11 protein-coding genes are annotated in these 12,203 nt (G+C 74.2%); 5 read left to right on the top strand and 6 right to left on the bottom strand.

Annotated features, from left to right (window positions below):
* Positions 1-172: 172 nt before the first annotated feature.
* Together ACZ38L_RS31005 and ACZ38L_RS31000 are read right to left on the bottom strand one after the other, a co-directional pair.
* Positions 173-1,465: a sensor histidine kinase gene (locus tag ACZ38L_RS31005; protein WP_465699495.1), complete on the bottom strand. Its 1,293-nt coding sequence runs from the start codon at positions 1,463-1,465 to the stop codon at positions 173-175.
* Positions 1,466-1,501: 36 nt separating this feature from the next.
* On the bottom strand, positions 1,502-2,155 hold the full coding sequence (locus ACZ38L_RS31000) for a response regulator transcription factor (protein WP_465699493.1): 654 nt from the start codon (positions 2,153-2,155) through the stop codon (positions 1,502-1,504).
* 533 nt (positions 2,156-2,688) lie between these two features.
* Between ACZ38L_RS31000 and ACZ38L_RS30995 the strand changes: the two genes are divergently transcribed.
* Positions 2,689-2,871: a hypothetical protein gene (locus tag ACZ38L_RS30995; RefSeq protein WP_396565982.1), complete on the top strand. Its 183-nt coding sequence runs from the start codon at positions 2,689-2,691 to the stop codon at positions 2,869-2,871.
* A gap of 199 nt (positions 2,872-3,070) precedes the next feature.
* On the opposite strand, the gene ACZ38L_RS30990 is transcribed toward ACZ38L_RS30995, so the two are convergent.
* Entirely contained in the window at positions 3,071-3,874 is an 804-nt protein-coding gene (locus ACZ38L_RS30990) for an inositol monophosphatase family protein (protein WP_465699491.1), read from the bottom strand.
* Positions 3,875-3,920: 46 nt separating this feature from the next.
* Entirely contained in the window at positions 3,921-5,066 is a 1,146-nt protein-coding gene (locus tag ACZ38L_RS30985; protein ID WP_465699489.1) for a ferrochelatase, read from the bottom strand.
* A gap of 129 nt (positions 5,067-5,195) precedes the next feature.
* Here ACZ38L_RS30985 and ACZ38L_RS30980 point away from each other — a divergent pair, with 129 nt between their 5' ends.
* Both ACZ38L_RS30980 and ACZ38L_RS30975 read left to right on the top strand, forming a co-directional pair.
* On the top strand, positions 5,196-6,437 hold the full coding sequence (locus ACZ38L_RS30980) for an MFS transporter (RefSeq protein WP_465699497.1): 1,242 nt from the start codon (positions 5,196-5,198) through the stop codon (positions 6,435-6,437).
* 98 nt (positions 6,438-6,535) lie between these two features.
* Complete coding sequence (locus ACZ38L_RS30975; RefSeq protein WP_465699487.1) at positions 6,536-7,852, top strand: D-arabinono-1,4-lactone oxidase; 1,317 nt, start codon at positions 6,536-6,538, stop codon at positions 7,850-7,852.
* Between the two features lie 16 nt (positions 7,853-7,868).
* Here the strand turns inward: ACZ38L_RS30975 and ACZ38L_RS30970 are convergent, their stop codons facing one another.
* Complete coding sequence (locus ACZ38L_RS30970) at positions 7,869-8,711, bottom strand: hypothetical protein (protein WP_465699485.1); 843 nt, start codon at positions 8,709-8,711, stop codon at positions 7,869-7,871.
* Positions 8,712-9,241: 530 nt separating this feature from the next.
* Between ACZ38L_RS30970 and sepH the strand changes: the two genes are divergently transcribed.
* A complete protein-coding gene (sepH, locus tag ACZ38L_RS30965; RefSeq protein WP_465699483.1) occupies positions 9,242-10,333 on the top strand; it encodes a septation protein SepH in 1,092 nt (363 codons plus the stop codon).
* A 58-nt stretch (positions 10,334-10,391) separates the two neighbouring features.
* Here the strand turns inward: sepH and ACZ38L_RS30960 are convergent, their stop codons facing one another.
* Positions 10,392-11,234, bottom strand: a complete 843-nt coding sequence (locus tag ACZ38L_RS30960; protein WP_465699481.1) for a sulfurtransferase — start codon at positions 11,232-11,234, stop codon at positions 10,392-10,394.
* A gap of 187 nt (positions 11,235-11,421) precedes the next feature.
* Here ACZ38L_RS30960 and ACZ38L_RS30955 point away from each other — a divergent pair, with 187 nt between their 5' ends.
* Positions 11,422-12,198 carry a VOC family protein gene (locus ACZ38L_RS30955; protein WP_465699479.1) on the top strand — a complete coding sequence of 259 codons (777 nt, stop codon included), beginning with the start codon at positions 11,422-11,424 and terminating at the stop codon, positions 12,196-12,198.
* The last annotated feature ends 5 nt before the right edge of the window (positions 12,199-12,203 follow it).

Below are 12,203 nucleotides of genomic sequence, written 5' to 3'. Positions count from 1 at the left end.
AGCGCCCAGAACGACAGGGTGCTGATCCCCTTCCCGGTGGCCCACTCTGCGACGTCGGTGGCCCCCCCCCCCCTCCCCCTCCCCCCCCCCCCCCCCCCCTCCCCCCCCCCCCCCCCCTCCCCCCCGCCCCCCCCACCCGGCTGCTTCCCGGGGCAGGTAGGGGTGGGTCGGGTCAGCTCCCCGGGATCCGGACCCGCATGGTCAGGCCACCGCCCGGCCGGGGCGCCGCCTCGATGGCGCCGCCGTGCGCCCGGGCCACCGAGCGGACGATGGAGAGGCCGAGGCCGACGCCCTTGTCGCTGCGGGTCCGGTCGGCGCCCTTGACCCGCCGGAACGGCTCGAAGATGTGCTCCAGCTCGTAGCCGGGGACCACCGGACCGGTGTTGCTGACCACCAGCTCGCCGGAGCCGCCCGGCCCGACGGCGGTGCCGATCTCGACCCAGCCGTCCGGGACGTTGTAGCGGACCGCGTTCTGCAGCAGGTTCAGCGCGATCCGCTCCAGCAGCACGCCGTTGCCCAGGACCGTCGCGGGGCTCAGCGAGGAGCGGATCTCCACCTCCCGGTTGACCGCCTCCGAACGGATCTGCTCGACCGCCCGGACCGCCACCTCGGCCAGCTCGACCGGACGCCGGTCGGTCAGCTCGTTGTCGCTGCGGGCCAGCAGCAGCAGGCCCTCGACCAGCTGTTCGCTGCGCTCGTTGGTGGCCAGCAGGGTCCGGCCCAGCTGTTGGAGGTCGGGCGAGGCCCCCGGATCGGAGAGCTGCACCTCCAGCAGGGTGCGGTTGATCGCCAGCGGGGTGCGCAGCTCGTGCGAGGCGTTGGCCACGAAGCGGCGCTGGGAGTCGAAGGAGCGGTCGAGCCGGTCCAGCATCCCGTCGAAGGTGTCCGCGAGCTCCTTGAGCTCGTCGTCCGGGCCGTCCAGCTCGATCCGGCGGTGCAGGTCGGAGCTGGCCACCTCGCGCGCGGTCCGGGTGATCCGGCCGAGCGGGCTCAGCACCCGGCCGGCCATCGCGTAACCCGCCACGAAGGCGATGCCGGCCAGCGCGACCAGCACGGTGAGCGACTTGCGCAGCAGGGTGTCCAGCTCGCTGTGCGACTGGGCGGCCTGCGTGTTCGCCAGATAGGTGTTGAGCTCCGAGCCGGTGAGCGGCTGGCCGCCCGGGGCGTACACCGCGACACCGTTGCCGAGGTTGATCGGTGGGAGCGCGTTGTGCTCGAAGGCCTGCCGGACGAAGAAGTACATCAGGAGCAGCAGCAGCACCCCGGCCATCAGGAACATCCCGCCGTAGAGCAGGGTCAGACGGATCCGGATGGTCGGTCGGAACGGCAGCCAGCCGAGCCCCTCGCCCGGCCGGTACGCGGCCGACGGCGGGGTGGACTCGACCGGGCGCGGCGGGTCTTCGGGGCGTGGCGGCACCGTACCGGAACTGCCGGAGGGCCCGCCGGCCCGGGGCGGGGTGGTCATCAGTGTCGTCCCCTTGGGGGTGAAGAGGGAGGTGGATCAGATCCGGTAGCCGGAGCCGGGCACGGTGACGATGACGGGCGGGTCGCCGAGCTTGCGGCGCAGCGTCATCACGGTCACCCGGACCACGTTGGTGAACGGGTCGGTGTGCTCGTCCCAGGCCTTCTCCAGTAGCTGCTCGGCCGAGACCACCGCCCCGCCGGCCCGCATCAGGACCTCCAGGACGGCGAACTCCTTGGGTGCGAGCTGGACGGGCCGGCCGTCGCGCAGCACCTCGCGGCGGCCCGGGTCGAGGGTGATCCCGGCCCGTTCCAGCACCGGCGGCAGCGGGACGGTGGCGCGCCGGCCCAGCGCGCGCACGCGGGCGACGAGTTCGCTGAAAGCGAACGGCTTGGGCAGGTAGTCGTCCGCGCCGATCTCCAGCCCCTCGACCCGGTCGCTGATGTCGCCCGAGGCGGTCAGCATGATCACCCGGGTCGCCAGGCCCTGTTCGACGACACTGCGGCAGACGTCGTCGCCGTGCACCAGCGGCAGGTCGCGGTCGAGCACCACCACGTCGTAGTCGTTGACCGCGATCCGTTGCAGCGCCGCCTCCCCGTCGTACACCACGTCGACCGCCATGGCCTCGCGGCGCAGGCCGGTGGCGACGGCCTCGGCGAGCAGTTGCTCATCCTCGACGACAAGTACCCGCACTGCGGATGTCCCTTCTCTGGCTGGCCGGGCCGGCGGCGCCTGCCGCGGGCCCTGACCGTTGCGCATCTCCCCGGCCCACCGCGACGGCCCGGACGGGCCTGCTGACCCGGGCACCGGAACCGGGGCACGCGGGCCGGGACCGGGTGGTCCCGCGCTCGGGCCTGGGACTCCGACGGTGCCTCCATCCTGCCTCCTGCCGCCGTAAAGCAGCAGTAAGGCGGTCCTGCCCGGCCCACCCCGCGGCCGCCGGAATGTGACCTAGGCAACTTTCTCGCCCTCCGGAGGTTTCCCCCCTGCCTGGCTGGGGAGGACGAATGCACACCCGCGATCACGCCATGGCTCGATCGCACCCACCCGCCGCGTGTTCATCCGCACCGGTTGGGGGACGCACGTACACGGACCGGCGGCCCGAGGCCGCCGCAGCGCCAGCATCGGAGCCAGCAGGCCGGTCGGGCGCCACCGCTGTAACACCGCACCTCCCACCCGGGGAACGCTCGACCGCGCACGTCCGACACAGCAAGGGGGCCTGCTACATGGACGCCTTCACCGCCGGAATCCTGCAGCGCATAAGGAACGCCGAACAGGACCTGCACCGTGCACTGGAGTCCGGGGACGAGTTCCTGGCCGAAGTGGAACAGTCCGAACTGGACGACCTGCGCCGTCTCGCCGCCGACCACGGCGTCGACCCGGTGCTCTCGCTGCCCCGCAGCGCCTGACCCGGCGCCCTGGACCGGGTGGCAACCCCGGGTCCGATTCTGTTCTCTCCGCTCCCGGGCCGGCCGACCGGCCCCCTAGACCCTCCGAGCCCCGGCACGTTCCGCGTGCCGGGGCTCGGTGCGTCGTGCGGCGAGCGGATGCTCGGTCAGTGCCGTCGCGACCTCCGGCGGTTGGCTGGTTTCCCGGCCCGGAGCCGGCTCAGTCGTGCCAGGCGCCCAGGGTGTCCAGGCGGGCCTGGAGCGGCTCGAAGACCCCGGGCGGGGCGGCCACCACGAGCTCTCCGGAGGGCTGCGCGCCGGGTCGTCCGCCGGTGAGCGCCCCCGCCTCGCGGGCGACCAGTGCCCCGGCGGCCAGGTCCCAGGGCGCCAGGCCGCGCTCGTAGTAGCCGTCCAGCCGGCCCGCCGCCACGTCGCACAGGTCCAGCGCCGCCGCGCCGCCGCGCCGGATGTCGCGCAGTTCGGGCATCAACCGCCGTAGCACGTCGGCCTGGTGCTCACGCACCGGCTGGACGTAGTTGAAGCCGGTGGCCACCAGCACCTGGCCCCAGGGCGCCGCCGGCCGGCAGCTGATCGGGCGGCCGTTCAGCAGCGCACCACGGCCCAGCACCGCCTGGAAGACCTCGCCGCGCACCGGCGCCGCGACCACCCCGACCACCGCCCGGCCGTCCAGCTCGGCGGCCACGCTGACCGCCCAACCAGGAAGTCCGTAGAGGTAGTTGACCGTTCCGTCGAGCGGGTCGACGACCCACCGGACGCCGCTGTCGCCGACCCGCTCGGCGCCCTCCTCGCCCAGGTAGCCGTCGGCCGGGCGGCGCTCGGCGATCAGTTCGACGATCAGCTTCTCGGAGGCCAGGTCCATCTCGGTGACCACGTCCACCGGGCTGCTTTTGGTGGCCGCGACCCCGAGGTCGGCAGGGCGGCCGCCGTGCAGCAGCTCGCCCGCCCGGTGGGCGGCCTCCAGGGCGACGGCGAGCAACTCGTCGAGCAGGGCTTGGTCGGGCACGGTACTCCTCGGTCTCCGGTGACGGGGTCGGTATCCGGTGGCGGGGTCAGGCCTGCGCGGCGGCGGCCCGGGGGGCGCGGGGGTTGGGGCAGCAGGCCACCGCACAGACGTCGTGGCTCGCGCCCAGCGCACCGAGCGCACACCGGCGCACGTTCTCACCGCGCTCGACGGCCGCGCGCTCCAGGAGGAGCTCGCGCACCGCCGCGGTGAACCGCGGGTCGGCGCCGACGGTGGCCGCCCGGGCCACCGGCAGGCCCAGCTCTGCGGCCTTCGCGGTGGCCTCGGTGTCGAGGTCGTACTTGACCTCCATGTGGTCGGAGACGAAGCCGATCGGAACCATCACCGCGGCCGGGGCGCCCGCCTCGTGCAGCGTCACCAGGTGGTCGCAGATGTCCGGCTCCAGCCACGGGATGTGCGGGGCGCCGCTGCGGCTCTGGTAGACCAGCTCCCACGGCCGGTCGGTGACCCCGGTGACCGCCGCGACGGCCTCGGCGACCAGGCCGGCCACCGCCAGGTGCTGGGCGACGTACGCGCCGCCGGGCGTGCCGCGGGCCGGGTCGTCGGGGGCGCCGGAGCTCTCCGCCATCGCGGTCGGGATCGAGTGGGTGGTGAAGGCGAGTGGGGCCCGGTCGCGGGTCTGCGCGGGCAGCCGGTCGAGCGCGGCCAGCGTGGCCTCGATCATCGGCTCGACGAAGCCCGGGTGGTTGTAGAAGTGCCGCAACTTGTCGACGGTCAGCTCCGGACCCCCCTCCGCGGCCAGCTGGGCCAGCGCGTCGGCGAGGTTCTCCCGGTACTGCCGGCAGCCCGAGTAACCCGCGTAGGCGCTGGTGGCCAGCACCGCGATCCGGCGGTGGCCGTCGTCGGCGATCTCCCGCAGCGCGTCGACCAGGTAGGGGGCCCAGTTCCGGTTGCCCCAGTAGACCGGCAGCTCCAGGCCGTGCTCGGCGAAGTCCTTGCGCAGCGCGGCGAGCAGCTCGCGGTTCTGCTCGTTGATCGGGCTGACCCCGCCGAACAGGAAGTAGTGCTTGCCGACCTCGACCAGCCGCTCCCGGGGGATGCCCCGGCCCCGGGTGACGTTCTCCAGGAACGGCACCACCTCCTCGGGCCCCTCCGGGCCACCGAAGGAGAGCAGCAGCAGCGCGTCGTAGGGGGCGGCGTCGGCCGGGCCGGTGGTGCTGGGTGCGTCGGACATGGCACCGATCCTGCCACTGCGCCGTGACGGGCGGACCGGGGGCCCACGGGAGACCGTCCGGAAATCTCGCTTGCGAAGCTTCGTAAGCTGTCCAAGACAGAAATGTTCCTTACGTTCCACGGAGCCGTCGTGCTGTCCAGCTACCGCCAGATCTTCGCCGCGCCGGGCAGCCTGGCCTTCTCGGCCACCGGGTTCGTCTCCCGGCTGCCGATCTCGATGACCGGCATCGGCATCGTGACCATGCTGTCCCAGCTGCGCGGCTCGTACGGCGTGGCGGGCGCGGTCGCGGCGATGATGGCGCTCTCGGTCTCGGTGTTCGGACCGCTGGTCGCCCGCTGGGTGGACCGCTACGGCCAGCGCCGGGTCGCGCTGCCCGCCACCGCGGTCACCGCGCTCTCCGGGGCGGCCCTGCTGCTCTGTGCCCGGTTCGGGGCGCCGGACTGGGCACTGTTCTGCTCCGCGATAGGCATGGGCGCGATGCCCAGCACCGGCGCCATGGTCCGGGCCCGCTGGGCGCACCTCTACCGGGAGGACGCGCCGAAGCTGCACACCGCCTACTCGCTGGAGTCGGTGGTCGACGAGGTCTGCTTCATCGTCGGGCCGATCCTCTCGGTCGGGCTGGCCACCGGCTTCTTCCCGGAGGCCGGCGTGCTGCTCTCCGGCGTCTTCCTGACCCTCGGCGTGCTGCTCTTCACCGCGCAGCGGGCGACCGAGCCGCCGGTCCACCCGGCCACCGAGCGGTCCACCGGCTCCGCGCTGCGCTCGGCCGGGCTGCGGGTGCTGGTGCTCACCTTCGTCGCCACCGGCGCGATCTTCGGCGCGGTCGAGGTGGTCACGGTGGCCTTCGCCCAGGAACAGGGGCACAAGGCGCTGGCCAGCCTGGTGCTCGCCGTCTACGCGCTCGGCTCCGGCCTGGCGGGTATGGTCTTCGGCGCGCTGCGGCTGCGCGGGACGCTGGCCGAACGGTTCCTGGCCGGGGTCTCGGTGATGGCGGTGAGCATGGTGCCGCTGCTCCTGGTGGCCGCGTGGTGCACCGGCCCGGTCGCCCTGGTGGCGCTGGGCGCGGCGCTCTTCCTGGCCGGGATGTCGATCTCGCCGACCATGGTGACCGCGATGGCGCTGGTCGAGCGGCTGGTCCCGGCGGCGCAGCTGACCGAGGGGATGACCTGGACCTCGACCGGGCTGGGGCTGGGCATCGCGGTCGGCTCCTCGATGGCGGGCTGGGTGGTGGACCGCGCGGGCGCGGCCGCGGGCTACTGGGTCCCGGTGGCATCCGCCGGGTTCGCCGCGCTCGCCGCGCTGGCGGGCGGCCGGTGGCTGCGGGCCGGGACGGCCGAGCCGGCCGCGGTCACCGGGTCGGCCGCGCACTGACGGGCGAAGGCTCCGCACGGGCATGGACCGGCGTCCGGCGGGTGGTTAGGCTCCCTACCCACTGGTAGCCGCACCACCGCCGCACTGGAGGTCCCTGCATGCCCGCCACCGTCACCGCCGGCCGTTGGAGCAACTGGGCGGGCAACCAGAGCGCCGAGCCGAGCCGAGTGGTCGCGCCGGCCTCCACGGAGGAGCTGGCCGCGGTGGTCCGGCAGGCCGCCGAGGAGGGCCGGACGGTCAAGGCGGTCGGCTCCGGGCACTCCTTCACGGCGATAGCCTCGGCCGGCGACGGCGTGCTGGTCCGGCCGGACGGGCTGACCGCGGTGCGCGAGCTGGACCGGGTGGCCGGGACGGTCACCGTGGAGTCCGGTCTGCCGCTCGCCCGACTCAACCGGGTGCTGGCCGCGGCCGGCCTGTCGCTGACCAACATGGGCGACATCGAGGCCCAGACCGTGGCCGGGGCGACCAGCACCGGCACCCACGGCACCGGCCGGGACTCCGGTTCGTTGGCCGCCCAGCTCACCGCCGTCGAGCTGGTGCTCGCCGACGGCTCGGTCCACCACTGCTCGCGCACCGAGCAGCCGGAGCTGTTCCAGGGCACCCGACTGGGCCTCGGCGCGCTCGGCGTGATCAGCGCGCTGACCTTCGCGGTCGAGCCGGCCTTCCTGCTGACCGCCCACGAGCAGCCGATGGGCTGGTCGGAGGTGCTCGCGCGGTTCGACGAACTGAGCACGGTCAACGAGCACTTCGAGTTCTACTGGTTCCCGCACACCGACCGCTGCAGCACCAAGCGGAACAACCGCAGCCAGGGCCCGGCCGCGCCGCTGCCGGCCGCCCGGGCCTGGCTGGACGACGACTTCCTGTCCAACACGGTGTGGGAGGGCGCCTGCCGGGTCGGCCGGGCGTTCCCGCGCGGCATCCCCGCGATCGCCGCGGTCGCCAGCCGCGCCTGGTCGGAGCGGACCTACACCGACACCGCGTACAAGGTGTTCACCAGCCCGCGCAAGGTGCGCTTCGTGGAGATGGAGTACGCGGTGCCGCGCGAGGCGGCGGTGGGCGTGTTGCGGGAGCTCAAGGCTCTGGTGGAACGGTCCGACTGGCGGATCAGCTTCCCGGTGGAGGTGCGCACCGCGCCGGCCGACGACCTCTGGCTCTCCACCGCGAGCGGCCGGGACACCGTCTACGTCGCCGTGCACCTCTACCGCGGCACCGCGGAGCGGGGCTACTTCACCGCGGTCGAGCAGCTGATGACCGCCCACCAGGGCCGCCCGCACTGGGGCAAGCTGCACACCCGGGACGCCGACTACCTGGCCGGGGCCTACCCGCACTTCGCGGACTTCACGGCGCTGCGCGACCGGGTGGATCCGGAGCGCCGGTTCACCAACGGCTACCTGCGGCGCGTCCTCGGCGCCTGAGCCCCGGACCGAGCGGTCACGGCGAGGCGGTGGCCCCCGGCGTGGTGGCGGGCGGCGCGGCCGTGGCCGGGTCGGCGGACGGCGTGGCGGACGGGCTCCCGGTCGACGGGGTCGGTGTCGGCCCCACCGCCGGGGTACCGGCCGGCGAGGTCGACGGCGACGGCTGGCCGCTGGGCGAGACCCGCACGGACGGCACGCCCGAGGGCGTGGAGCCGCCGGTCACCCCGCCGCCGGCTCCCGTCGAGGGCGTCGCGGCGCCGCCGCCGGCCGACCGGCCCGGGTCCGGCTGGTCGGCCGGCCGGGTGGCCGGCGGTGCCGGGTCGGGCCGGTGGCCGCCACCGGGGAAGAAGGAGGTGCCGCCGCCGTCCTGCCCGGTGGTCATCGAGTGCAGGTTCTTCCCGGCAGCCAGCTCGACGATCACGATCGGCGTCATCGCGAGCGCGAAGACCAGCGCCGACACCAGCGCGTAGCCGCGCCAGGTCCAGCGCCGGCGGGCCTTGAGCACCAGCGGGTCGCTCCACTCGGCGGACGGCTCGGGCGCGGGCCGCCAGGCCTCCGGCAGTGGGGCGGTGTCGGTGAGCGGCACCTGCTTCAGGTCGTTCACCGCACGGCCGGGCCCGCGGTCGGCGACCTCGCGCAGCTGTTCACCGGTGCGCCGGAACAGGTGCTGGAAGACCGCGCCGCCGGTGGTCGCACCGATGCTGACCACCGCCGCGCCGATGATCGTCCCGTAGACGCCGAGCTCGGAGGCGAGCACCGCGCCGACCACCGCGGCCAGTGCGCTGGCCGCGACCTGGGCGACGCTGAGCTCGATCCGTCGGCCGCCCCCGGCCGTGCTCCGGTCCTTCTGCTCCGGCATGGGTGCCCTTCACCTCACATCAGCGGACGGCGAGTACGTCAATCAGATAAGCCCGCCCATTGTGCACAAGGAAGGACACATCGGGCGAAAATCCATCGCCTTCCAGTCGATATATGTGAAGATGATCACCGTCAACTGATCGGCGGTCCGCCATCGGAGTCGTCCCTCTTGAGATTCCCGTGAATCGCGGGAGACTTGAGCGGCGAGCCGCCCCGATGGATGCCACGAATGGAGTACTGTTCGTGGAGCCTGAGCCTTCGGTCATCCTCTCGACTGCCCGTCAACCGGCAGCCTGGACGGTGACCTCGGAGCAGGCGCGCACGGCGGCGCTCGACCCGAACCGTCGCTCCACATCCACGTGCGGGGAACGGCTGGGAGGCCCGGACGCGGCGTCACAGGGCGACGCGGCGAACAGGTCACCGTGCCACAAAGGCATGTCCGGGCGGAAGCCCGACACGCCGGTCAACTCTGCAAGGTTGTGGCAAGTCGTCAGTGGGCAGGCCACACTCAGTACGGGAGCAGCGACGCAGGTGACGTCGGCAGGCACCACCCGGGAGGTAACCGTGCCCGAACTGCGCGTCGTGGCTGTCAGCAATGACGGCACACGGCTGGTCCTCAAGGCTGCCGACAGCACGGAGTACACCCTCCCGATCGACGAGCGGCTGCGCGCCGCGATCCGTGGTGACCGTCCGCGGCTCGGCCAGATCGAGATCGAGGTCGAGAGCCATCTGCGCCCCCGTGACATCCAGGCGCGGATACGAGCCGGTGCCTCCGCGGAGGAGGTCGCCCAGGCCGCCGGGATCTCGGTCGACCGGGTCCGCCGCTTCGAGGGGCCGGTGCTGGCCGAGCGTGCCTTCATGGCCGAGCGGGCCCGCAAGACCCCGATCCGCCGGCCCGGCGAGAGCACCGGACCGCAACTCGGCGAGGCGGTGGCCGAGCGCCTGGTGCTGCGCGCCGCGGAGAAGGACAGCGAGCGCTGGGACTCCTGGCGGCGGGACGACGGCACCTGGGAGGTCGTGCTCGGCTACCGGGCCGACGGCGAGAACCGCTCGGCGAGCTGGACGTACGACCCGCCGCGGCGGTTGGTCCAGCCGAACGACGACGAGGCCCGTGCGCTGATCGGCGAGAGTGTCGAGCGCGAGGAGGACTCGGTCTTCCCGTTCATCCCGCGGATCGCCCGGCTCCCCCAGGACCGTCCGCTGCGCCCGATGATCGAGCGTCCCTCGGCCGACCGGATCATGTCGCCGCCGGACCGACTCCCGGCCCGCGAGGCCACCGCGGCGACGGCGGCGACCGCCGAGACCCGCGACTCGCTGACCAGCCTGCTGGACGTGGTCCCGGCCTTCCGCGGCGACCTGGCGATCGGCCCGGCCCCGATCGAGGCGGCGCCGGTCGAGGAGGACGAACCGGTCGAGGAGCCGGCTGCCGCGGCGCCGGCGGTCGGCGCCGGCTCGGCGTACGCGGACATCCTGATGCCACGGGCGGTCGCCCCGCACCGGGAGCGGCTGGTCGGCACCACCGACCGGCAGGCCGAGGCGGACGGGGTCCGTCCGGGGCGCCGGGCCACCGTGCCCAGCTGGGACGAGATCGTCTTCGGTAGCCGTCGCAAGAAGCAGGACTGAGTCACCCCGTGGTCCGGCCGTCCCCCGCGCGGGGTCGGCCGGACCACGACGTGTCGGGTCAGCCCCGCTCGGCGCCGGTCGCGGCCGGCCGGGCCGGGTCGGCCGACCACTCGCTCCAGGAACCCGGGTAGAGCACGGCCGATCGGCCGGTCACCGCCAGCGCGAGTGCCTGGTGCGCCGCCGTCACCCCGGAGCCGCAGTACACCCCGACCCGCTGCTCGTCCGCGCCCAGCTCGCGGAACCGCCGGTCCAGCTCGACGACCGGGCGGAACCGCCCGTCCGGGCCGAGGTTCTCGGTGGTCGGCGCGCTGACCGCGCCGGGGATGTGCCCGGCCCGCGGGTCGACCGGCTCCACCTCGCCCCGGTAGCGCTCGGCCGCCCGGGCGTCCAGCAGCAGGCCCTCGCGGGCCAAGGCGGCGGCGCCGTCCGCGTCGACGGTGGGCAACTGGCCGGGGCGCGGCTTGAAGTCGCCCTCCCCCGCCGGCAGCGTGTCGGTGCTCTCGGGCCGGCCGGCCGACCGCCAGGCGGCGAGTCCGCCGTCCAGCACCCGGACGTCCGGGTGGCCGGCCCAGCGCAGCAGCCACCAGGCGCGGGCGGCCGAGGTGGCCGGCCCCGCGTCGTAGACCACCACCGGCCGGTCGCCGCGCACCCCGGCCCGACGCAGCGCGGCGCCGAGGACCTCCGGATCGGGCAGCGGGTGGCGGCCGGCCGGGCCGGGCGGCGCGGCCAGCTCACGGTCCAGATCGAGGTAGTGCGCCCCCGGCAGATGGCCGGCCGCGTACTCCTGCGCACCGGGCGGGCCGCCCAGCTGCCAGCGGATGTCCAGCAGCACCGGCGGCTGCGACCCGTCCAGCGCCCGGACCAGCTCGTCCACGGAGATCAGGGGGGAAGTGGTGTCCATGGCCGCCATTCTGCTCCCTGGCCGGTCACGACGCGTCAGCTCGCGGGCTCCAGCGCGGGTTGACCGCTCTTTGTACGCTCTTTGCCGTGGCTTCAGCGCGGTCGCCCGGTGTGTCGCCCGGCGGAGTGGGACCATCTGGGCTTGGGCCCCGCGCCGCCGGGCCGGGTGCCCCCGCGAGGAGGCTGCGATGACTGCGGTGAAGGTCCGGGTGGCACAGGGCACACCCTGCTGGGTGAGCCTGATGGCCCACGACCTGGAAGGCGCCAAGGCCTTCTACGGCCCACTGCTCGGTTGGGACTTCACTCCCGGACCGGCCGAACTCGGCTGCTACGTCCGGGCCAGCCTGCGCGGTGCGAAGGTGGCCGGGATCGGGGTGGCGCAGGCCGAGCCGGCCCTGCCGGTGGAGTGGACCACCTACTTCGCGGTGGACAGCGCCGACGAGGTGTCGGCCCGGGTCCGCGAGTGCGGCGGGACGGTGGCGGTCGGCCCGCTGCAGTCCGAGAGCGCCGGCCGGCTGGCCATCGCGGCCGACCTCTCCGGCGCGTTCTTCGGCCTCTGGGAGGGGCAGGAGCACCTCGGTTGGGAGGTGGTCGGCGAGCCCGGTGCGCCGGTCTGGAACGAGCTGGTCACCAACGACGAGCCGCTGGCCGCCACGTTCTACGGCTCGGTGCTGGGCCGGACGGTGGTCGAGGCGGATCCCTCCGCGCTGGCCCGGGGCGACGAGGAGGCCACCCTCCAGGTGGACGGGCACCGGGTGGCGGGCCTGCGGCAGACCACCGACCTGCGGGACGGTCCACCGCGTTGGCGGGTCTACTTCGCCGTCACCGACACGGACCTGACGGCCAGTCAGACGAAGATGCTGGGCGGCAGCGTGTTGGTCGCGCCGTACGACACCCCGTACGGGCGGGTAGCCCGGCTGGCCGACCCGGAGGGCGGCCGGTTCTCGGTGGTCCGGCTGCCCTGACCCGG

This window comes from Kitasatospora sp. NPDC024654 (assembly GCF_055559155.1).
The sequence above is the reverse complement of the archived record's forward strand: the minus strand, read 5'-3'. Positions and strand labels throughout refer to the sequence as shown.

Bases quoted from the DNA above. Each gene is read 5' to 3' on its own strand.
- ACZ38L_RS31005 (WP_465699495.1), bottom strand. From the start codon at position 1,465: ATGACCACCCCGCCCCGGGCCGGCGGGCCCTCCGGCAGTTCCGGTACG.
- ACZ38L_RS30975 (WP_465699487.1), top strand. From the start codon at position 6,536: ATGCCCGCCACCGTCACCGCCGGCCGTTGGAGCAACTGGGCGGGCAAC.
- ACZ38L_RS30970 (WP_465699485.1), bottom strand. From the start codon at position 8,711: ATGCCGGAGCAGAAGGACCGGAGCACGGCCGGGGGCGGCCGACGGATC.
- ACZ38L_RS30985 (WP_465699489.1), bottom strand. From the start codon at position 5,066: ATGTCCGACGCACCCAGCACCACCGGCCCGGCCGACGCCGCCCCCTAC.
- ACZ38L_RS30955 (WP_465699479.1), top strand. From the start codon at position 11,422: ATGACTGCGGTGAAGGTCCGGGTGGCACAGGGCACACCCTGCTGGGTG.
- ACZ38L_RS30995 (WP_396565982.1), top strand. From the start codon at position 2,689: ATGGACGCCTTCACCGCCGGAATCCTGCAGCGCATAAGGAACGCCGAA.
- ACZ38L_RS30960 (WP_465699481.1), bottom strand. From the start codon at position 11,234: ATGGACACCACTTCCCCCCTGATCTCCGTGGACGAGCTGGTCCGGGCG.